Source organism: Pelagibacterium mangrovi (genome assembly GCF_036662815.1).
In the GTDB taxonomy this organism is placed as follows: Bacteria; Pseudomonadota; Alphaproteobacteria; order Rhizobiales; family Devosiaceae; genus Pelagibacterium; species Pelagibacterium mangrovi.
Window position 1 is genome coordinate 304,436 of sequence record NZ_JBAFXA010000003.1, and the last position, 21,759, is coordinate 326,194.

General features: G+C 61.9%; 18 protein-coding genes, 2 tRNA genes and 1 other annotated feature. Of the genes, 10 read left to right on the forward strand and 10 right to left on the reverse strand.

Features of this window, described 5'->3' with window-relative positions:
- The first annotated feature begins 65 nt into the window (after positions 1-65).
- The 4 genes from V4T21_RS06620 to V4T21_RS06635 all read left to right on the forward strand — a co-directional run bounded on the left by V4T21_RS06620 (position 66) and on the right by V4T21_RS06635 (position 2,200).
- Positions 66-142, forward strand: a tRNA-Pro gene (locus V4T21_RS06620).
- A gap of 50 nt (positions 143-192) precedes the next feature.
- Complete coding sequence (locus V4T21_RS06625; protein ID WP_332714673.1) at positions 193-498, forward strand: ETC complex I subunit; 306 nt, start codon at positions 193-195, stop codon at positions 496-498.
- A 44-nt stretch (positions 499-542) separates the two neighbouring features.
- Entirely contained in the window at positions 543-1,325 is a 783-nt protein-coding gene (locus tag V4T21_RS06630; RefSeq protein WP_332714675.1) for a sulfite exporter TauE/SafE family protein, read from the forward strand.
- Positions 1,326-1,408: 83 nt separating this feature from the next.
- Complete coding sequence (locus V4T21_RS06635) at positions 1,409-2,200, forward strand: SDR family NAD(P)-dependent oxidoreductase (RefSeq protein ID WP_332714677.1); 792 nt, start codon at positions 1,409-1,411, stop codon at positions 2,198-2,200.
- 7 nt (positions 2,201-2,207) lie between these two features.
- On the opposite strand, the gene V4T21_RS06640 is transcribed toward V4T21_RS06635, so the two are convergent.
- The 7 genes from V4T21_RS06640 to V4T21_RS06670 all read right to left on the reverse strand — a co-directional run bounded on the left by V4T21_RS06640 (position 2,208) and on the right by V4T21_RS06670 (position 10,010).
- On the reverse strand, positions 2,208-3,344 hold the full coding sequence (locus V4T21_RS06640; protein WP_332714679.1) for a Gfo/Idh/MocA family protein: 1,137 nt from the start codon (positions 3,342-3,344) through the stop codon (positions 2,208-2,210).
- A gap of 9 nt (positions 3,345-3,353) precedes the next feature.
- Positions 3,354-4,100, reverse strand: a complete 747-nt coding sequence (locus V4T21_RS06645) for a sugar phosphate isomerase/epimerase family protein (protein ID WP_332714681.1) — start codon at positions 4,098-4,100, stop codon at positions 3,354-3,356.
- Between the two features lie 9 nt (positions 4,101-4,109).
- Positions 4,110-5,204, reverse strand: coding sequence for an ABC transporter ATP-binding protein (locus V4T21_RS06650; protein WP_332714683.1), 1,095 nt, complete (start codon positions 5,202-5,204; stop codon positions 4,110-4,112).
- Positions 5,205-5,210: 6 nt separating this feature from the next.
- Positions 5,211-6,155: a carbohydrate ABC transporter permease gene (locus V4T21_RS06655; protein ID WP_332714685.1), complete on the reverse strand. Its 945-nt coding sequence runs from the start codon at positions 6,153-6,155 to the stop codon at positions 5,211-5,213.
- Entirely contained in the window at positions 6,152-7,024 is an 873-nt protein-coding gene (locus V4T21_RS06660; protein WP_332715064.1) for a carbohydrate ABC transporter permease, read from the reverse strand. Before V4T21_RS06660 ends, V4T21_RS06655 begins: the two co-directional genes overlap by 4 nt.
- A gap of 151 nt (positions 7,025-7,175) precedes the next feature.
- Positions 7,176-8,417 (reverse strand): ABC transporter substrate-binding protein, encoded by a 1,242-nt coding sequence (locus V4T21_RS06665; RefSeq protein ID WP_332714687.1) that lies wholly within the window; start codon positions 8,415-8,417, stop codon positions 7,176-7,178.
- A 291-nt stretch (positions 8,418-8,708) separates the two neighbouring features.
- Positions 8,709-10,010 carry a DEAD/DEAH box helicase gene (locus V4T21_RS06670; RefSeq protein ID WP_332714689.1) on the reverse strand — a complete coding sequence of 434 codons (1,302 nt, stop codon included), beginning with the start codon at positions 10,008-10,010 and terminating at the stop codon, positions 8,709-8,711.
- 346 nt (positions 10,011-10,356) lie between these two features.
- On the opposite strand from V4T21_RS06670, the gene V4T21_RS06675 reads away from it, so the two are divergent.
- Positions 10,357-10,433, forward strand: a tRNA-Arg gene (locus tag V4T21_RS06675).
- Between the two features lie 55 nt (positions 10,434-10,488).
- Here V4T21_RS06675 and V4T21_RS06680 read toward each other — a convergent pair.
- The 3 genes from V4T21_RS06680 to V4T21_RS06690 are packed head-to-tail and all read right to left on the reverse strand — an operon-like array spanning position 10,489 to position 13,144.
- Positions 10,489-11,085: a hypothetical protein gene (locus V4T21_RS06680; protein ID WP_332714691.1), complete on the reverse strand. Its 597-nt coding sequence runs from the start codon at positions 11,083-11,085 to the stop codon at positions 10,489-10,491.
- The gene (locus V4T21_RS06685) at positions 11,085-12,017 is read right to left on the reverse strand and encodes a DUF5996 family protein (RefSeq protein WP_332714693.1); all 933 of its coding nucleotides are present in this window, start codon (positions 12,015-12,017) and stop codon (positions 11,085-11,087) included. Before V4T21_RS06685 ends, V4T21_RS06680 begins: the two co-directional genes overlap by 1 nt.
- Positions 12,018-12,061: 44 nt before the next feature.
- Positions 12,062-13,144, reverse strand: a complete 1,083-nt coding sequence (locus V4T21_RS06690) for an NAD(P)-binding domain-containing protein (RefSeq protein ID WP_332714695.1) — start codon at positions 13,142-13,144, stop codon at positions 12,062-12,064.
- A 107-nt stretch (positions 13,145-13,251) separates the two neighbouring features.
- Between V4T21_RS06690 and V4T21_RS06695 the strand changes: the two genes are divergently transcribed.
- The 5 genes from V4T21_RS06695 (at position 13,252) to V4T21_RS06715 (ending at position 21,747) form a co-directional block, all read left to right on the forward strand.
- Positions 13,252-14,772 (forward strand): VOC family protein, encoded by a 1,521-nt coding sequence (locus V4T21_RS06695; protein WP_332714697.1) that lies wholly within the window; start codon positions 13,252-13,254, stop codon positions 14,770-14,772.
- A gap of 84 nt (positions 14,773-14,856) precedes the next feature.
- Positions 14,857-14,912, forward strand: a sequence feature (sul1 is cis-regulatory element that is thought to sense ions involved in sulfur or methionine metabolism; They are found in Alphaproteobacteria).
- 71 nt (positions 14,913-14,983) lie between these two features.
- Positions 14,984-16,468 carry a SulP family inorganic anion transporter gene (locus tag V4T21_RS06700; RefSeq protein ID WP_332714699.1) on the forward strand — a complete coding sequence of 495 codons (1,485 nt, stop codon included), beginning with the start codon at positions 14,984-14,986 and terminating at the stop codon, positions 16,466-16,468.
- 158 nt (positions 16,469-16,626) lie between these two features.
- Positions 16,627-17,748, forward strand: coding sequence for a transporter substrate-binding domain-containing protein (locus tag V4T21_RS06705; RefSeq protein WP_332714701.1), 1,122 nt, complete (start codon positions 16,627-16,629; stop codon positions 17,746-17,748).
- Positions 17,749-18,041: 293 nt separating this feature from the next.
- Positions 18,042-20,027, forward strand: coding sequence for a transglycosylase domain-containing protein (locus V4T21_RS06710; protein ID WP_332714703.1), 1,986 nt, complete (start codon positions 18,042-18,044; stop codon positions 20,025-20,027).
- 52 nt (positions 20,028-20,079) lie between these two features.
- Positions 20,080-21,747: a peptidoglycan D,D-transpeptidase FtsI family protein gene (locus tag V4T21_RS06715; protein ID WP_332714705.1), complete on the forward strand. Its 1,668-nt coding sequence runs from the start codon at positions 20,080-20,082 to the stop codon at positions 21,745-21,747.
- The last annotated feature ends 12 nt before the right edge of the window (positions 21,748-21,759 follow it).

Genomic DNA, 21,759 nt, shown 5'->3' on the forward strand with positions numbered 1-21,759 from the left:
GTGCCGCCACGAACACGCCTTGCCCTGCCAGAAAAGAATGTGTATCGCAACAGCGACGGCCATGTCGGGGTATAGCTCAGCCTGGTAGAGCACCGGTTTTGGGAACCGGGGGTCGCAAGTTCGAATCTTGCTGCCCCGACCATTGGCCCGTAGATGATTTGCGGTTCGGAAGCGCTGCAGGGGAAGACGAGAATGGTCGCACGCATCTATCGCCCGGCCCGCAATGCCATGCAGTCGGGCAAGGGCAAAAGCCAGGATTGGGTGTTGGTGTTCGAACCCCAATCGCCGCGCACCATCGAGCCGCTGATGGGTTATACCTCCTCGGGTGACGTCAAGCAGCAGATCGTGCTTCGTTTCGAAACGCTCGAAGAGGCTGAATCCTACGCACGGCGCGAAGGCATTCCCTATTTCGTCCAACCCGCGCAGGAGCCCACCATCAAGAAGGTGAGCTATCCGGACAATTTCCGCTACGACCGGAAATCGCCCTGGACCCATTGAGCGGGGACGCTCAAAGCCATTCCGCTTTTGTCCGAATCGCATGATTGTCTTTCCAGGCGCTTTGGGAGGACGGGCGGCTGGAGACATATCTTCTCGTCATCATCGGCGGTGCGATCGTCGCAGGCTTCGTTCAGGGGCTTGCCGGCTTCGCCTTCGCGCTCGCCAGCCTGAGCATATGGGCGTGGGCGGTGGACCCGGCGCTGGCAGCACCCATGGCGGTTTTCGGGTCGCTGGTCGGTCAGCTCGTCACCCTCCCTATCGTCGGACGGCATTTCGACCTCAAGGGCATGATCCCCTTCGTTATCGGCGGGGTGCTCGGCGTGCCGTTGGGCATCTGGCTCCTCAGCGTGCTCGACCCGCTCGGGTTCAAATTCGCGCTGGGGGTTTTCATGGTGGTCTATTGCCCGCTCATGCTGTTCGTTCCGCCCGGCTTCAAGCTGGGTTTCGGCGGCCGTTGGGCCGATGGCGTTGCGGGATGGCTGGGCGGAGTCTTCGGCGGCCTTGGGGGGCTTTCCGGACCCATCCCCACCCTCTGGTGCACGCTTCGCGGCATCGACAAGGACGCCCAGCGCGGCATCATGCAGGGATTCAACATCGCCATGCATGTCACCACGATGATTGGCTATTTTCTGGCCGGGTCGATCATCACGGCGGAAACCTGGGGCTATTTCGGGCTGATCTCAGTCGCGCTCGTCGTCCCGGCGCTGCTCGGGGCAATGCTGTTCCGGCGGCTGGACACGCGCGCCTTCCGGCGTCTCGTTCTGGTGCTGCTGTTCATCTCCGGGGTGGTTCTCGCGTCTTCGACGGCGCCCGCGATCTTTTCCTGACAGGCTTCACCTTGGTTTTGCCGGGAACCTTGGTGACATTTGTCGCTTGAAACCGACGATCTCACCCACTCCGGAGCGCTTCCATGCATATCGACCTTTCGGGCAAGACTGCCATCGTCACCGGCTCGACGCGAGGCATCGGCCTCGCGACCGCCCGGGGGCTGGCCGAAGCCGGTGCGACGGTGGTGATCACCGGCCGCAATTCCGATGATGTTGCCGTCGCCATGTCACAAATCGCGGCGGGCGTGCCCGAAGCCAAGCTCGACGGCGTGGCCGCCGATCTTTCGACAGCGGAAGGCTGCGACCGCATTACGTCGGCTTTCCCGTCCGTCGATATCCTCGTCAACAACGCCGGCATCTTCGGCGAGCAGGATTTCTTCGAGACGTCGGATGCCGATTGGCAGAAATTCTGGGATGTTGACGTGATGTCCGGCGTACGTCTTTCGCGCCATTATCTGCCCGGCATGGAAAGGAACGGCTGGGGCCGGGTTGTGTTCATTGCCTCGGAATCGGCGATCAACATTCCCGCCGACATGATCCATTATGGCGTGATGAAAACCGCCTACCTCTCCCTGTCACGCGGGCTTGCCAAACGCATGCGCAAGACAGGGGTGACCGTCAACGCCGTCCTCCCCGGCCCCACCCTCTCGGAGGGGATGATCGACGGCCTCAAGGAGACGGCGGAGCAAACCGGAGAATCCATTGAACAGGCCGGCATCAATTTCGTAGCCGAAAAGCGCCCGTCCTCGATCCTCATGCGGCCCACGACGACCGACGAAGTGGCCAACATGATCGTCTATGTCTGCTCGCCACAGGCGTCGGGCACCACCGGCGCCTCGCTGCGCGTCGATGGTGGGGTGGTGGACACGATCTAGGCTCCGTTCAAACCAGCAACGCCTGCGCCTCGACCGGCCCTAGCGCATCGGGACGGGTGCAGGTCGTCGTCAGGGTGATCGCTTGCCCCATCTCAGCCGATTTGAGGATCGAGGTCATGACGTCGACCCCGTGCAGCGTGGTTTCCAGCGAGCAGCGCGGTTTGCGGCCGGCATCGATGGCCAGCATCATGTCGGCCAAGCCGGCGGTGCGGTAATTGGCGAAGGGCGGGCCGTCCGGCCGTTCCCAATTGGGCACGCCAAGCGGGTGCTTCCAGGGCTCGACCACCTCCTTGCTGCCATTGCGCCGGGCCAGCACCAGTTCGCCGCCGAAGAAATTGGGATCGGGCACGTAGAGCGAGCCATCGGACCCGTAGATTTCCATGTTGGAATGCTGGTGGGCCTCGACGTCCCAGGAGGCGCCCAATGTCACCACGGCGCCATTGTGGAACTCAAGGATCGCGTGAATCGTGGTCGGGGTTTCCACCGGCACATATTGGCCCCGCCTTGGCTCGCTGGTGATCTCCCGGCGCTCGCGCGGGGTCGAGGCAATCGCGGATACCCTCCGCACCGGGCCGATCAGATTGATCAGATTGGCGATATAATACGGCCCGATATCGAGGACCGGCCCTGCCCCCGGCTTGAAGAAGAAATCGGGATTGGGGTGCCAGTGCTCCATGCCATGGCTCATGACGTGGCATGTGCCCGAAACGATCCGCCCGATCGTTCCTTCGTCGATCAGCGCGCGCGCCTGCTGATGGGCGCCGCCCAGAAAGGTGTCGGGAGCGCATCCGACCTGCACGCCATTGGCCTCGGCCGCCACCTTGAGGTCTTCGCCCTCTTGCAGCGTCAGGACGAGCGGCTTTTCCGAATAAGCGTGCTTGCCGGCGGAAACGATTTCCCTGGACACACGATAATGGGCTTCGGGGATGGTGAGGTTGACGATGACATCAACCTCCGGATTGGCCAGCAGTTGGTCGGGTGTTTGCGCGGCGACGTTGAATTCATCGGCACGCGCCTTGGCGGCCTGCGGAAGGATATCGGCGACCGCCCGCACCTCTATGCCTTTGAACAGAGGCGCAAGGGCCAGATATGCCGCCGAAATGTTGCCGGCACCCAGAATGCCGACGCCGTAAGTCTTGCTCATTTGGTTGTCCTACAGCGTTTTCGCCGCCGCGATCGAGCGCGACGCGAAGCGTTCCAGATCGTTGGGATTGTCGTGCTCCATCACGAAATATTTCGCCGGCGTTTTCGCCTTGATCGCCGCGAAGAGATCCTTCCAGGACACCGTGCCATGGCCCAGATCGGCCCAGCCGTCCTCGTCGGCCGCCTCGCCCTCGGGTGCGATATCCTTGAGATGGACGGCGACGATGCGGTCACCGTGATCGTCTATCCAGCGCTTGGGATCGTCATCGCCACGCACCACCCATGCAACGTCCATCTCCCAGTCGGCTTCCGGCGCTTCGGTGAGGATGATCTCCATGGGCCTGCGGCCGCTGTCGAGCGGCCAGAATTCGAAATGATGGTTGTGCCAGGCGAACCCGAAACCCTCGTCGCGATAGGTTTTTGCCAGATCGCCGAGTTCGCGGGCGAAGTTCACCCATTCCGCGTCACGTTGTTTCCAGCGTTCCTGCGGCACGAATGGGCAGATGATGGTTTCGACGCCCAGCGCTCGGGCAATCGCCAGCGTTCCGGCCTTGTCACGGAGTTGATCCAGTCCGAAATGGCCGGTGGGCATGGTGAGCCCGTTGGCGTCGAGGTCGGCCTTTACCGCCACCGGATCGTCATAGACCCCGCCGAAGCCCTCAACCTGGCGATAGCCGAGGCGGGAAAGCATTGCCAGGGTGTCCGACAACGGCGGAAAATTGCGGGCGCTGTATAATTGGAACGAAAAATCAGTCACTTGATACTCCTAGATGCGCTCGCCGCTGGCGGCATCGAATATGGACGCGCGGGCCGGATCGAACCCGAGGCGAATTTTCTGGCCGACAGCGAGATCGAGTTCGCTATCGGCGCGGAAGGTGAAGGCCTGCTGACCAAGGCTGCTCCAGGCGATGGTGTCCGAGCCCATGGGCTCGACGATCTCGATCTCGGCTTCAAAGCTCACCGGCTGGCTGGCGGCCGCCTCGCCCACGATCACATGCTCGGGCCGAATGCCCAGCACCGCCGCGGTATCGAGATATTCATTGCCGGGCTCGAATCCGTATCGTTCGACGGAAAGGGTCATGCCATCGGCCGTTAGCACCTTGTTGCTCAGCGCGCCCTTGATGAAGTTCATCGAGGGCGAACCGATGAAGCCGGCAACGAACAGATTGACGGGCCGGTTGTAGATTTCGTGCGGGGTGTCGAGCTGCTGGATGATCCCGTCACGCATGATGGCGATGCGGTCGGCCAGCGTCATCGCCTCGATCTGGTCGTGGGTGACGTAGATCATGGTGTTTTCAAGCCGCTGGTGCAGCCGCTTGATTTCGACTCGCAAATCCGAGCGCAGCTTGGCGTCGAGGTTCGATAGCGGCTCATCGAAAAGGAACACGTCGACATCGCGCACCAGCGCCCGCCCGATGGCGACGCGCTGTCTTTGCCCGCCCGAGAGATTGGCCGGCTTGCGGTCCAGAAGCGGTTCGATCTGAAGCATTTCGGACGCGCGCTTCACCCGACGGTCGATCTCGTCCCGGGGCAGCCCGGCGACGCGCAGGCCGAAGGAGAGGTTCTTCTTGACGCTCATCTGCGGGTAGAGCGCATAGGACTGGAACACCATGCCGATGCCCCGGTTTTTTGGCTCTTCCCAGGTGACGTTCTTGCCCGAGATGAAGATTTGTCCGCCCGAAACGTCCAGCAGGCCGGCAATGCAGTTGAGCAATGTCGATTTTCCGCATCCCGAGGGGCCGAGCAGCACGAGGAATTCGCCCTGCTTGACCTCGAGGTTCATTTCCTGAAGCACCTGCACGACGCCGAAGTTGAGGGACAGGTCGCGGATCGAGACGGAAGTGTCTGTGTTTGTTGTCATTATGCCTTACCCTTTGACCGCGCCGGCTGCGACGCCGCGGACGAACAGGCGTCCAGAGACGAAATAGACGAAGAGCGGTACGAGGCCGGTCAGCATGGTGGCTGCCATGTTGACGTTGTATTCGGGGCTGCCCTGCGCCGAGTTGACGATGTTGTTGAGTTGCACGGTCATCGGGTAGTTCTGCGTGCCCGCGAAGACGACGCCGAACAGGAAATCGTTCCAGATGCCCGTCACCTGCAGGATCAGCGCCACGACCACGATGGGCAGGCTCATGGGCAGCATCACCTCGAAGAAGACCCGCCAGAACCCTGCCCCATCGACGCGCGCCGCCTTGAACAGTTCGGGTGGCAGCGCGGCGAAATAGTTACGGAACAGCAGCGTCAGGATGGGCATGCCGAAAATGGTGTGAACCATGATGACCGCCCAGATGGTGCCGAAGATGCCGAGCTCGCGGGTGATCATTACCAGCGGATAGAGGAACACCTGATAGGGGATGAACGAGCCGAAGATCAGGATGGCAAAGAAGATTTCCGAGCCCTTGAACTTCCAGTTGACCAGGGCATAGCCGTTGACCGCAGCGACGGCCGTCGAAACGAGGACCGAAGGAACAAGGATTTTCACCGAGTTCCAGAATCCGGGCGATAGTCCATTGCAGGTCAGGCCCGTGCACGCGGCGCTCCAGGCCTTGACCCAGGCGTCGCCCGTGAACTCGACCGGCGGCGCGAAGATGTTGCCGAAGCGGATTTCGGGCATGGTCTTGAACGAGGTCATGACCATCACATAAAGCGGGAACAGATAGTAAAGGCATGCAACGAAGAGGATCGAATAGAGCACGATCCGCCGAGGCGTGAAGAACGGCTTGGGCCGGGGTCCATGAGGGCCGTCGAGCGTCAGTTGCTCCTTGACGGCATCGATGGCGACATGGGTGGAAAGCTGTGCGGGATTGCTCATGACTTCCTCCCCCGGCCGCCGAATTCGAGATAGGCCCAGGGCACGATGATGATGAGCACGGTGACCAGCATCATGGTGGAAGCGGCGAGCCCCTGCCCGATATTGCCGGCTGTGAACATGTAGTCATAGACATACTTGGCCGGCACTTCGGACGAGATACCCGGTCCTCCATTGGTCAGCGCCACCACCAGATCGTAAAGCCGCACGATGCCCGAGCCGGCCAGCACCACGGCGGTGACCAACACGCCCCGCATCATGGGCAGGATAATAAAGAGATAGGTCCGCCAGGTGGGGATGCCGTCGACGCGTGCGGCCTTCCAGATTTCCTCATCGACGCTGCGCAGCCCGGCGAGCATGAGCACCATCATGAACCCGGTGCCCTGCCACAGGCCGGCGATCAGCAGCCCATAGAGCACCATGTCCGAACGGGCGATCCAGTCGAAGGTGAACCAGTCGAACCCCAAATTGCGCATGGTGCCCTGCAGGCCCAGCGTGGGGTTCATGATCCACTGCCAGACGAGGCCCGTCACGATGAACGACAGCGCGAACGGATAGAGCATGATGGTGCGGAAGGCGCTCTCGAAGCGGATTTTCTGGTCCATCAGGACGGCCAGCAGAAAACCCACCGAAAGCGTGAAGGCCAGCGAGAGAATGCCGTACCAGAACAGATTGGCCACCGACACGTTCCAGCGCGAGGTGCCGAACAGGCGCTCATATTGCGCGAAACCCACGAAATCGCCGGTCGGCAGCAGGCGCGAATTGGTGAAGGAATACCAGATCGTCCAGAGCGTGCAGCCGACGAATACGACGAGCACCGTAGCGATCATTGGCGTTGCGGCGATCTTGGCCGAGAGATTGCGGGTGAACATATGGCGCAAAACGCGCCCTGCCCTCGTCTCCTGCCGGGCGCGTTCGCCCTGGGCGGTAGCTTCGGTCAAAGTCGATCCCTCCGTTGAGGAGGACAGCGGCCGGCCTGAGGAGGCAAACCGGCCACTGTCCGGTCAGACGACGCGAAAGCGCTTAATTGGCGCTTTCGATGATCGAGGCGTAGCGCTCGATGTAGTCGTCGACGGAGATGGAATCGTCGTCGAGGAACTCGATGTTGAGGTCCTGAAGCTGCTGCTGGGTATCGCTCGAGAGCGCGAAATCACCCGAGGGCAGCAGGCCGTTGTCGAGAAGGCCGAGAGCCTTCTGCATGCACGGATTGGCCTCTTCGAGGTCGATATCCGTGCGGATCGGCATCGATCCCTTCTTCATGTTGAAGGCAAGCTGGGCTTCGGGCGAGATCAGCACGCGGGCCAGATCGAGCTGGGCGTCGAGGATTTCGGGATCGGTCCCTTCCGGAAGCACGGGGAAGAAAAAGGAGTCCCCGCCGCCTGTAAGCTGATCGTTCATGCCCAGGCCCGGCAGGCATTCATAATCCACACCGGGCTCGCCGCCCGCCACCTGCAGGTCCGCCTGCAGCCAGTCGCCGTGGATATTGGCGGCGGCGGTGCCTTCGAGCAGTTGATTGCCGACGTCCGAGAAGTTGGGAACCATGGTTTCGGGCGAAACGACCGAACGGATGGCGTCCATGGCCTCGGCAACGCGGCGGAAATCCTCGCTGCGGACCGCTTCCGCATCGCGGTCACGGTTGATGGCAAGCACCAGATCGGTGCCGCCAATGCCGGCCATCAGCACGCCGGGCACGCCGGCGATCGGCCAGCCGGAAGCAAGGCCGAACGGCAGGATGCCGGCTTCCTCGAGCGCAGGCCAGGAGGCGACGTATTCGTCCCAATTGGTGGGGACAGGCTGGCCGATTTCTTCATAAGCCGCCGTCGAAACCCACAGCCAGTCCCACGAGTGGATGTTGACCGGGAAGCAATAAATGCGGCCTTCATAAGTGCAGGGTTCGAGCAGGGTCTGGTCGACGTAGAAATCGGCAACGCCCAGTTCCTCGGCGATGTCGGTCATGTCGCGCATGAGGCCGGCCTGGATGAGTTCTTCGGCATCGCGGCCGGTGTTCATCATCGTGGCGCCCATCGGGTTGCCGCCCAGGATGCGGCTGATGATGACGGGGTTGGCGCCGGTTCCCGAGCCGGCAAGCGCGCTATCGACCCAGGTGTGACCGGTTTCTTCCTCGAACACCCGCGCGAATTCGGCAACAGCCGCGGCCTCTCCGGCCGATGTCCACCAGTGGGTGACTTCGAGATTGGCCGCAGAAGCGGCGGTCGTGCTCATGAGAGCAGCCGCGAACGATGCGGCTACGGCAAAATTCTTCATCGGAACAATCCTCCCAAGGGTTTTCTAAGATGGCCCTCCGGCCCTCTTCTCCTCCAAACCGTACCGTGGCTCCTCAACACACGGCCCTCCGCAGAACGGAGATGTAATCGATTACAGTGCAGGCAAACGCCGCCTTGCAATCGATTGCATCATAGTCCGTTCATTCTGTAATCGATGTCAAGACCGAATACGACGAAAGTCGCATAGGTGTGAAGTCCGGCCTGTTACCAATATGAAAACAGCCCGCATTCCGGTGGAATGCGGGCTGTGAATTCTTCAAGCCAGTATAGCTTACGCGGCCTGGCGGGCGCGCTTGACGCGCTGCTTCTTGCGATTGCGCTGGGTGGCCGCCTTCATCGGATCGAACGGACGAGCCGCCTTTCCGTTATTGGGCTTGCCGGCACCGGCGGGCTTGCCGCCCCTGCCCTGCATCCGCTTGGGTCCATTGCCGCGCGGAGCCCTTTCGGGGCGCGTGCCGCTGGCTGTATCGATAGTCAAACCGGTCAGCTTTTCGATGGCGATCAGGAGACCGAAATCGTCGGGGCTGCAAAGCGCCACGGCCTCGCCTGATGCCCCCGCGCGAGCGGTACGGCCGATCCGGTGGACATAGTTGTCGGCCACCTGCGGCAGGTCGAAATTATAGACGTGACTGACGCCGGGAATATCGATGCCGCGTGCCGCCACATCGGTTGCGACCAGCACACGAATATCGCCGGAACGGAACGATTTCAGCGTCCGGTCGCGCTGACCCTGGCTCTTGTTGCCGTGGATCGAACCGGTGGCGAAGCCGGCGGCTTCGAGCTGCTTGGTCAGCTTTTCAGCGCCGTGCTTGGTGCGGGTAAAAACCAGCGACAGATTGTCGAGATCGGCTGAAAGGAGTTCCTTGAGCAACGCGACCTTGCCCGGTCCGTCGACGAAATGGACAGACTGGGTGATCTTGTCCGCCGTCCGACCCGGAGGCGAAACTTCGACGCGAACCGGATCGGTAAGGTAAGCGCTGGCGATCTCGTTCATCTGCTTGGGCATGGTGGCCGAAAACAGCATGGTCTGGCGCGGCTGCCCCACGAGGCGCGAGATTTCGCGCAGCGCGTGGATGAACCCCAGATCGAGCATCTGGTCGGCTTCATCGAGCACGAGGTGCTTGGCGGAATCGAGACGGATCGCCTGGCGCTTGACGAGATCGAGCAGGCGACCGGGCGTTGCGACGACGATATCGGAGCCGAACGAAAGCGCCTTGATCTGGGCGCCGATGGAAACACCACCCACCACGGAGTTGACCTTGATCGGGCCACCCTTGGTGAAGGCGCGCAAGTTCGTCGCGATCTGGTTCACCAGTTCGCGGGTCGGCGCCAGGATCAGCGCCTTACAGGTCCGGGGCGCGGGCTTGCCGGGCTGGGCGGAAAGATGCTGGATCAGCGGCAGGCCGAACGCCGCCGTCTTGCCGGTGCCGGTCTGGGCAAGGCCCATGACGTCACGGCCCTCCAGCGCCAGCGGAATCGCCTTGGCCTGAATGGGGGTCGGCTCGGAAAAGCCGAGAGCGGATAGAGACTTGAGAATATGAGAATTGAGGCCAAGGGCCTGGAAGTCGGTCAAATGATATCCTTTCCGGCGCCCTTCGCGGAGGCCGGACAAATGAGGCACAGCGCAACATCCGAAAACGGATGGCGCATGCCAAAGCGGTTGCAGGGCCGCCCAAACTTCGAAGGACCACATTGTCCATCGAGCGTCGGCCCCGTCAGAACCCCGCGTGATCTGGGAACTATTGGGAAAATCATGCCGGCTGGTAAGATCCGCTTTTCGGCGGCACAGGCTGCTCACGCGGCAGCACACGGCACGGGTGTCGATATCGGCGCTTGCGCCTTCAAAGTCAAGGCCTTGTGCGTTGTTTCGGCTTAACGGCTGACAAACCGAAGCGATTGCGCTACAGCACGCTTCAACCGGCCCCGTAGCTCAGCTGGATAGAGCAGTAGCCTTCTAAGCTATTGGTCGCAGGTTCGAATCCTGCCGGGGTCGCCAATCAATCAACGACGTGAATTACCGCGCATAGGGGGCCATTAGACAACGTTCCCGGCTAACACCGGCCGATGACGTCGATGCCAAGCCCGCCAGACATCACCATCAAATCGTCTGAGGGCCGCCAGATTTCCGCCCCCTCCTTGGCAAGCATTTTTGCCACTTCGATTATTTCACTGGCGCCGTCGGCATCGTTCGGATCTATCCCGTAAGACCGGAGAAGCTCTTCTTCATCGACCGAAACGACAAATCTCCGCCCCTCCGCCAGCGTTACGGATTGTGTCACGCTGGTATCGTCGTAACTGGCAAACGTCTCATAAATCTCGAAACTCGTCGGCCCCGTCACTTCTTGCACCATGGTATAATCCGCATCATCGGCGCAGTTTCTCAGGCGGCTCTGTTCGAGATCATCGGGACCGAAACCAACCCCGTCGCCACCCCAATTTCTCACCATATTGGCCAGCGTAAACCAACGCCCGTCGATGCCATCGATGATCGATTCCGCGTCGTCCGGTCCGCCCAGCGCGTCAAGATTTCCGGCATTGACCGCCGGCGCAACGCGGTCCATCTGCTCGGATAGTTCTTCAGCCCCCGCCTGCGCCGTGAACAAAGCGAAGGAAAGGGCAGCCAGAAACGCAGTCGGTGTTCGGGCCATTAAACCGGCCTCGGAATTCGCGGGCGACCGGGTGCACATTCCAGGGTGCTACGCGGCCAGTTTCCGGTGTCGGCGGCGGCGCCGTAGGTGGTATTGAGAAAACGGAGCAGCGTTTCTTCGGGATCGCTGCTGCGACGCACGGCGTCATAGGGCAAAAGGAACTCGCCGAGCTTGTCGTCGAACCAGGCTGCTTCGGGCTCGACCTTTCGGTCCTTGAACCCGTCCGGCGCCGGATAGGCGTAAGAATAAAACATCGCCTCTTCTACCCCGCCCCCGCCCGGCCAGAACCCGGCCGAGGAGACTTCGTGGCTATAGGCCTCGCGCGAGACATCGTCTGGCAGGCCCGGCACGCCGCCCGGATGCACTGGAGCCGACCGGCCCGAAAAGCGGGTCACCGCCAGATCGAACGATCCCCAGAACAGATGCACCGGCGAAACCTTGCCCAGATAGCCGGTTCGGAACAGCTCGAATACGCGCGTGACGCTGACGAGCGCGCGATGGAAACGCTGGACGGCGCGGGCATCGTAGGGGCGGTCGGCCTCATCGCTCTCAAACGGGACCGGATCGGCCACTTCGTTGGGAACGCCATGCATCGCCGGGGTGCCGCCGACCGAGCGGATCGCATCCGTGGCCTTGGCGAAAAACTCCGCGATGCTCATGGGTTGCAGAGGAAAAATCGTCCGCGCCCCGCCTTCCGCCTCGGCTACGAAAACATGATCGCAGAAATCGAGGCGTGCAGTCACGAGCACCCCCGAATCCGGAACCGGACCGGTCGTCAGCCCGCGCGGCGTGGTATAGAGCGTGGCGTGCCAGGAATGGTTGATCCATGGCGTATGCGCGAGACGGTATTTCCCGAGGATCTGGGTCCACAGATGAAGCGCCGAGCAAGTCTCGCGCCATTCCGTGTAGGGTATTTCCGGCCATCTATCCATGATGTAGCGATCCTAGCAGACGAGGCTCATGGTTGCGATAGGGGTCACGAGCCCAGCCCGAGCATGGCCGCGAGTTCCCTGGCTGCGGCTCCGCCCGCCCGGTTGGCTCCGATGGTGGATGCGGAAGGTCCGTATCCGACCAGATGGATGCGCGGGTCTTTTGCAACCTGGGTCGCCAATCGTCCTGTCATGACGATGCCGCCACTCTCCTCGCGCAATTGGAGGGGCGCGAGGTGATCGAGCGAACTGTGAAATCCGGTACACCACAAGATGACATCAGCATGGCTTTCCGTGCCGTCCGCCCACCGCACGCCGTGTTCGGTGATCTCGGTGAACATGGGTTTCCTCGCGAGCACGCCGCGTTCGCGCATTTCCCTGATGGCGGGCGTAACGGGAATGCCGGTCACAGACACCACCGAGGCCGCCGGCAGACCTTGCCTGACCCGTTGCTCGACAAGGGCGACGGCCGCCCGGCCATCCTCGGGTGTGAACGGGCCTTCATGGAATTCCGGTTCGCGGCGGGTGGCCCAGGTGGTCGAAGTGACGCGGGAAATCTCATTGAGCAACTGGATGGCCGAGATGCCCGCGCCGACCACGATCACATGCTGTCCCGCGAATTCCTCGGCCGTCCGATAGTCCCTGGTGTGGAGCTGCCGGCCGCGGAAGCGATCGCGGCCGGGATAGGCGGGAATATAAGGCGTTTCCCAGGTTCCTGTCGCATTGATGATGCCCCGGGCCGAAAAGATGCCCGCGTCCGTTTCCACGCGCAATCTCTCTCCCCGGTCGCAGACGACAGCGATCTTGACCGGACGATGGACGCGCAGATCGAATTTCTTTTCGTATGCCTCGTAATATTGCGGCACGGCGACAGCGGCTTGCACCTCGCCCGCCGCTCCGACGTCGATCACATCCTCGAACTTGAGGCCGGGAAGGTCGTGGACCCGGTTGGCGGTGGCCAGCGTCAGCGAGGGCCAACGATACTGCCATGCCCCGCCCGGTCGCGGCGATAGATCGAAAGTGACGAAATCCCGATCCGGCTCGAGGCCCATATTGCGCAGATGATACGCCGATGAGAGCCCTGCCTGCCCCGCGCCGATCACGACGATATCAATCTTGACGGCTATCATTGGTGTTTCGGCAATGTCCGGTAATGAAGGGGGTGTTTCGGAGGCCGCTCTCCCCTAGCATCGAATGGTTGCGGAAGCGATTCCCGGCCAGCCACGAGGTTTGGAAAGTGACAACCGGCATTCATCATGTCACCGCCATTACCGGCAACGTTCAGAAGAACGTCGATTTCTACGTCGGGTTTCTGGGCCTGCGCCTGGTCAAACAGACGGGCGGCTACGAAGACGCCGAACAGTTGCACCTGCTATATGGCGACCAATTGGGCCGCCCCGGATCGGTTATCACCTTCCTCGTCTGGCAGGACGGGGCATCCGGTGGCGTTGGCCTGGGCCAGATCAGCGAGATCGGGTTCGCCGTCCCGCCCGCCAGCATCGGCGATTGGCTGCAACGCGCCATCGCGGCGGGCGTGCCGGTCACCGGTCCGACGCGAGAACTGGGCGAGACCGTGCTCCGCCTGCGCGATCCCGACGGGATCATCGTCAAGCTGATAGGCGTCGACCTGCCGGCTGCGGCGCCTTTGCCCGATTGGTTTGCGCCCACACGTATCCGTTCGGTCACGATCCTGACCGAGGACAGTGCGGCGACTGCGGCCTTCGCGGAGCGCTTCGGTTATCGTGAGATAGTGCGGGACGCTCCCTTCACGCGCATGGCATCGGAAACCGACGTGATCGACCTGCGCCAATCGGCGGGGTTCGTGTTGGGGGCTCCCGGTACAGGCGTATTCGATCACGTAGCCTTCCGGGCACCTGACGTCGACGCCGTGCGGCGGATGCGGCTGGACCTGCGCGATCATGAGGGCGTCACCAACGTTCACGACCGCAAGTATTTCCTCTCGCTCTATGTGCGCGAGCCGGCGGGAGTGTTGTTCGAATACGCTACCGACGGTCCCGGCTTCACCGTCGACGAGGACCCGGACCATTTGGGCAAAACCCTGATGATCCCACCTCGCGACGCAGCTCGCGCACACGATCTGCGCGTCATGCTGCCCCAGTTCGCCCGGCCGGGTGAGGAGCGGATGCCGGCCCGCGACCTGCCCTTCGTTCACCGCTTCCATACTCCCGACGATCCCGACGAGTCGGTGATCGTCCTGCTGCATGGCACCGGCGGGAACGAGGCGGATTTGATGCCGTTCGCCGCGCGCCTGAATCCGCGCGCAACGCTGCTGGGCGTACGGGGCCGGTCGACCGAGGAAGGTGTCTTCCGCTGGTTCCGCCGTTTCGATGCAGTGACCTTCGATCAGGAGGACATCCGCTTCGAGGCCGCGGCTTTCGCCGCCTTCATCGAAGGTGCGGTTGCGGGCTATGGTCTCGATCCGTCCGCGATGACGTATCTGGGCTATTCAAACGGGGCGAACTTGCTTGGCGCCTTTCTCCGACTACATCCGGGCCTCGCCCGCCACGCCATCCTGCTGCGTGGGGCCGAGGTGCTGGAGAACGCGCCATCGAGCGACCTGAGCGACACGCGTGTACTGCTGCTCGCCGGCTCGCGCGACCCCTTCGCGCGCACGGCCTCGCCATTGGAGGCATCGCTGAAAGCCACCGGTGCCGATCTGGATTCCCGGATGCTCGACGTCGGCCATGAATTGTCGACCGAAGATCTGGAAGTCCTGAAGGCCTGGATGGCCGGTTGATTAAAGAGGAAGCTTAAATACCCTGCCCGGAAGGGCAAATACTTGTCAGATCGATCTCATTGTGGCAGAGGCAAATGCACTCGCCCCGGACCCGGTGAAACTCCGGGTGGCTCTTCCGACCGCCGATCCGTCGGACACTCAAATAAGCTCATCATCAGTGAATTTGGCTCGTGCCCCACGGCCCGATGATGTCTTTTATTGTGTGATTTCAATGATCTCTTCCAAGGCAATTCGCCAAAACTGGTTTTCAAATATTCGCTCCGATGTGCTCGCCGGCATCGTCGTTGCCCTGGCGCTCATCCCGGAGGCCATCGGCTTTTCGATTATCGCTGGCGTTGATCCTCGCGTCGGATTGTATGCGTCCGTCGTGATCGCCATCGTGATTTCTTTTACGGGCGGACGTCCGGCCATGATCTCGGCGGCCACTGCCGCTACAGCCGTGTTGTTCGGAACGCTCGTCCGGGAACACGGGCTTCAGTACCTGCTGGCAGCCACGATTCTCGCTGGCGTCATCCAGATCGTCGCCGGCTGGTTGCGCATCGGGTCGGTCATGCGCTTCGTGTCGCGCTCGGTCATGACCGGGTTCGTCAATGCGCTCGCCATCCTGATCTTCATGGCGCAGTTGCCCGAGCTGATCGGCGTGACTTGGGAGACTTACGTCCTGATCGCCGCCGGGCTTGCCATCATCTATCTTTTCCCGCGCCTGACGACCGCCGTGCCATCGCCTCTGGTCTGTATTGTCGTTCTGACGGGCATCGCGCTGATGCTCGGCATCGATATCCGCACTGTCGCCGATCTCGGCGAACTGCCGGACGCGCTGCCCGTGCTACTTTTTCCCGATATTCCGCTCAACCTCGAAACGCTCTGGATCATCTTGCCGACCTCGGTCGCCGTAGCGGCCGTCGGCCTGCTGGAAAGCCTGCTGACCGCCTCCATCGTCGATCAGATGACGGACACAAGCAGCGACAAGAACCGCGAGAGCATCGGCCAGGGCATTGCCAACATCGCCAGCGGGTTTTTCGGGGGTATGGCCGGCTGCGCGATGATCGGACAATCGGTAATCAACGTTCGATCGGGCGGACGCACCCGGCTTTCGACCCTGACGGCGGGATCATTCCTTTTGTTCCTGCTGATGGTTCTGGGCGATCTCGTGGGGCTGATCCCGATGCCGGCGCTGGTCGCCATCATGATCATGGTGTCGATCGGCACCTTTAGCTGGACGTCGCTCGCAGACCTTCGTCACCATCCACGGCGTTCCAGCCTCGTCATGCTGGCCACGGTGATAACCGTCGTCGGCACACACAATCTGGCGCTCGGAGTTGGCGTAGGCGTCCTTCTCTCAGGCATATTCTTCGCCTGGAAGGTCGCTCAGATCTTCCGCGTCACCTCCACGCTTTCCGAAGACGGCAAGCATCGGCGCTATCGCATCGAAGGTCAGATTTTCTTCGCCTCGGCGGAGGATTTCCTGAACGCCTTCAGCTTCGGAGAACCGCTGGAAACCGTTACGATCGACGTCAGCGACGCCCATATCTGGGATCTGACCGGCGTCAACGCCATTGACAAAGCCGTGCTCAAATTCCGCAAGGCCGGTGTCACTGTCGAAATCGTTGGGCTCAACGACGCCAGCGCAACCATCATGGACAAGTTTGCCCTGCATGACGGGCCAAACGCTATGGAAAAGGTGCTTGGCAACTGATCAATTGGCTTCCAGATACGTCTTCGGCAATGTGGACGCATTGTCTGGATTCGGAAAGAACCGTATTTTGATGCATACTTTCAGAGGCATGCCCTGCCGAGCCGACGATTGAGTTCAGCAGCATTGCCATTTTGCCAGCCAAACTGGAAATGCGTCTTATGAATCTTATTCCCCTGCGTTCTGTATTCTTCACCATTATTGCGATCCTTTTCATTTCGGCGGGCATAGCGCCGGCTAATGCACAGAATGACGAGACGTCCGAAATTGCCTCCGCCGCCCAGCCCCTGACCGTCGGCGTCTATGTGCATCCGCCTTTCGTCATGGAAACCGACGGTGAGTTTCAGGGCATGGCGATCGATTTGTGGCAGTGGCTGGCCTCGCAACTCGACCTCGAAAGCGAATATGTCGAGTTCGGCAATGTCGGCGAATTGGTCGACGCCGCGGCGTCAGGAGACGTCGATGTCGCCGTCACCAACATAACGGTCACCAGGGACCGAGCCGAGCAAATCGATTTCACCCATCCCTGGTTCGATGCCGGCCAGCGGATAATGGTCAATGAGAACGCCGGGGGCGGCTTTTCGGACCTTGTCGCCGGGCTCAGCGAATCCGGCCATCTGCGCGCATATGCCTGGATCGCCATTGTGATCGTCATCGCCACCATCCTCGTGACGCTGTTCGATCGTCGGTTCGACAAGGATTTTCCCCGCCGTTGGCGCGACGGGTTGGCCGAAGGCTTCTACACCGTCATGTCCGTCGCGACCTCGGGCAAGCCGCCGGCGCGCAAAAACCTGTTCGGATGGGCCGGTAGGTTCTGGCAGGGCCTGTGGCTGGTGTGCGGCATCGCCGTACTGGCGTATCTCACCTCATCGGTGACCAGCGTCATGACGACCTTGTCGCTGAACAACCAGATCAACACAGTGGCCGATCTCCCCGGCCGCCCCGTGGGTGTCCAACCTGGAAGCGTATCGGAGAGCTACGCGCGACAGGCCGGCCTGAACATTCGTCCCTTCGAGCACATGGACGAGGCCGCGACCGCACTGGTCGGTGGCCGGATCGACGCGATCGTCGGTGATGCGCCGGTGCTCGAATATTACGCGCATACGAACCCCCAGCAGCCCGTCACCGTCGTGGGTCCGATTTTCGCGCCGGATAAATACGCGTTCGGCCTCACGCGCGGGAGCGACATCACGCGCCAGCTTACCGTCGAACTGATCGGGGCCCACGAAAGCGGGATGATCGAGGATCTCAGGACGCGCTATTTCGGCGACGATTCAATTTGAGAAAAGCCAGTTCTTCCAACCGGCCCACATATCGCGTCGATCAAATAGTCCATTCCTCCACGGGTTCATAAAGCACGCGCTTGCCCGTCGCGTGGCGGTATCTGTTCCCCAAATACTGTGTTCCAGATCGCACACATTCCTCGCCGATGATGCACGAAGGCGTGAACGGAATTGTTTCAATGTTATGGCAGTGTTATTGACCTACATTGAAGTGAGACATGCCGTTTGCACCCACCCCACAGAGTTTGGGGCGGAATGGATTGCGATTGCGGATCGCGGTGTTGGAGCATCGAATGGACCTGCGCGTTTACGACGACGACCGGATTTCGGGCCCGGAATCCGCTGCGGTCGGCATTGGTTCGCGGGCCTATGACACGGGCATGCGAGCGCCCCGCAACGATCGCTTTCACGAAAAGAAAACCCGGCGCAGGCGCAATGGTGGGTTCGGTTTCATCGTCACCCTCATCTATTGGGGGGCCGCGCTCGCATTGCTGGCCATGTTCGCCGTCGGTGGCGCGATCGCCTATTACGGCCAGGATCTGGGCTCGTTCCAGACCTGGGAAATCCCCCAGCGCCCGCCAAACATTCAGGTTCTCGCGGCCAATGGACAGGTTCTGACCAATCGGGGCCAGACCGGCGGCGAAGCCGTGGGGCTGCATGAATTGCCCGCCTATGTCGGGCAGGCCGTCATCGCCAGCGAGGACCGGCGTTTTTATTCCCACTTCGGCGTCGATCCCCTTGGCCTTGCGTCAGTAGCGATCGAAACGCTGCAGTCCGGGCGCGTGACGCGCGGCGCATCGACCATCACCCAGCAGGTCGCCAAGAACCTGTTCCTCACCCCCGAGCAGTCGATCGAACGCAAGGTGCAGGAAGCGCTGCTGGCCCTATGGCTCGAACGCAACTACACCAAGGACCAGATTCTCGAACTCTATCTCAACCGGGTCCACTTCGGATCGGGCGCAACCGGAATCGAGGCCGCCGCGCAGACCTATTTCGGCATTTCCGCGCGCAATCTCTCGCTCGGCCAGGCCGCGATGCTCGCCGGCATCCTGCCAGCACCGAGCACCTACAATCCGCGCAACCACCCCGAGCGCGCCATCGAGCGGCAAAAACTGGCCTTGGCCAACATGGTTCGCGCCGGCTTCATCACCCAGACCCAGGCGGATGCGTCGGTGGCCGATATCGACGCCTCGATCGTCACCAGCGGCCGGATGGGCGCAGAGCACTATGTGGCCGATTGGGTCGAAACGCTGATGACCGCATATCTGGGCGAAGTCGGCCGCGACGTGGTGGTAACGACCACGCTTGACGCAAATCTCCAAGCCCATGCCGAGCGCGTCTTGCGCAATGCGGTGGCCAATGAAGGCGCCGGCGCCGGCTTCTCGCAGGCGGCGCTGGTCATCATGGATGTCGATGGCCATGTGCGGGCAATGGTGGGTGGAACCGATTATGCGCGCAGCTCATACAACCGCGCCGTCACTGCCCGCCGCCAGCCCGGATCGGCCTTCAAGCCCTTCGTGTTCCTCACTGCCCTGCAACAGGGCTATACGCCCGATACGCTGGTTGTCGATGGCCCGTTCGAGCACAATGGCTGGTCGCCCCGCAACTCTTCAGGCAAATTCGTCGGCCCGGTTTTGCTGCGCGATGCGCTGACCTATTCGCTCAACACCATCCCCGCCTTGCTCGCCATCGAACTCGGCCCGGACGCGGTGGTCGAGACCGCCTATCGCATGGGCATTTCCTCGCATTTGCAGGCGGTTCCGTCCATTTCACTGGGCTCGGAAGAAGTCTCGTTGCTCGAACTGACCGGCGCCTATGCCCCCTTCGCCAATGGCGGCTATGGGGTCATTCCCGATGTCATTTCCCAGATCGCGACTGTGGATGGCGAAGTGCTCTACCGCTCGTCGCAGGCCGGTCCGGGACGCATCCTCACCGACGAGCAGGTGGGCATGATGAACGACATGCTGCGCTCCAGCGTGGAGGTCGGAACCAGCCGGCAGGCCCATTTCGGCGATTGGCCGATGGGTGGCAAGACCGGCACTTCCCAGCGCAACCGGGACGCGTTGTTCGTCGGCTATACGGCGCGATATGTGGGCGGCGTCTGGCTGGGCAATGACGACGACTCCCCAACGCGCGCGTTCGGTGGACAGATCCCCGCCCGCATCTGGCGCGACATCATGGTCGAGGCCCACGCAGGCCAGCCGGTGACCGATTTGCCGGGCCGTTACGTGCGATTGCACGACCGGATGGAAAGTTTCGCGCCGGCGACGGTGCCCTGATCGGCACCGTCCCTTGCCCGCTCGCCTTCCCGACACGTTGGTTACCCGCTCCATGACCGCTCTATCAGACAACATCGCCATCGATGGCTCGCGCAAGGCGCGGGAAACCGTCACACGTTCGCGCCTGCGGATCGCGCTCGCCGTCATCGTGCTCGTGTTCGGGGTCATGGTGGTGCGTCTGGTCGCTCTCGGCATGACGCCCCACATCGACACCGTGGATGCGCAGACGCGCACGGCCCTGCTCGCGTCGCGTCCGGTGCTGCTCGATCGCAACGGGCTCGAACTTGCCTTCGATATCCAGGTGCCTTCGCTCTATGCCGAGCCTCGCCGCATCATCGATGTGCCCGAAGCAGCCGAAGCCATTCTTTCGGTCCTCCCCGGCCTCAACCGGGTGTGGCTTGAAAATCGGCTCGACGGCGACGAGGGTTTCGTCTGGATCAGGCGTGAACTCACGCCGCGCCAGCGCGACCAGATCATGCGCCTGGGCATTCCGGGCCTGGGGTTTCTCGAGGAAACCCAGCGCTTCTATCCGGGCGGGCCGACGGCTTCGCATGTGCTGGGCACCGTCAATATCGACAATGCCGGCATCGCCGGGATCGAGCACTATCTCGACCGCGATCTGGAACTCGCACTTCTCCAGGAGCTGGGGCTGGCGCGCGGGCAGGACCTCGCCCCCGTCCACCTCTCCCTCGACCTGCGCGTCCAGCACATCCTTCATGACGAGTTGACGCTGGCGCTCGAACGCTACAAGGCCAAGGCCGCCGCGGGCGCCATCATGGACGTGACCAATGGCGAGATCGTCGCGCTTGTGTCCCTGCCCGATTTCAATCCGAACCAACCGGCCAGCATGCTCGAGGACGGACGCTTCAACCGGATCACGGCGGCCAAGTTCGAGGTCGCCTCGATCTTCAAGACGGTGACCATCGCCGGCGCTCTCGACTCCGGCGCGGTCAGCCTGGACGATGAGGTCGACGCCAGCACCGGCGTGCGCTTCGGCCGCTACACGATCTCGGATTATTACGGCCAGAACCGCATTCTGACGGTGCCGGAGGTCTTCCGCTATTCTTCCAACATCGGCACGATCCGCATCATGGAGGCCATGGGCAAGGAGCAATTTCGCGCCTTTCTCACCCGCATGGGGTTCGATGACAGACCACGGATCGAGCTTCCCGAAATGACCAGTTCGTCCATTCCGAACAGCTTTTCGGACGTCGTGGCCGCCACTGCATCTTACGGACACGGATTGAGCGTCACTCCGCTGCAGATGCTGATGGCACAGAGTGCCATGGTCAACGGAGGGCATCTCCTCCAGCCTACGCTGCTCAGGCAGGATACAGCCGACATGGGCGAAGCCGCACACGTCCTGAGCGCCCAGACGAGCGATCAGATCCGCTATCTCCTGCGTCTCAATGCGTTGGAAGGCTCGGCTCGCCGCGCCAATGTCCTTGCGCCGGGTTACCGGCTGGGCGCCAAGACGGGAACCGCCGAAAAAGTCGTCAATGGCCGCTACACCGGCGAGAGCGTTACAACCTTCTTTGCGACCAGTTTCCCCATGGATGCGCCCCGATACACGATGATCGTCATGGTCGACGAGCCCGAACCCGAAGGTCCGGGAACCGGGCGAACCGCCGCCTGGAACGCAGGCGATACGACCGGACGGATCATCGCCCGCGCCGGCGCCCTCCTGGGCGTGGTCCCGGAAATCGTCATTGCCGAATAGCCGTGGCAGGCA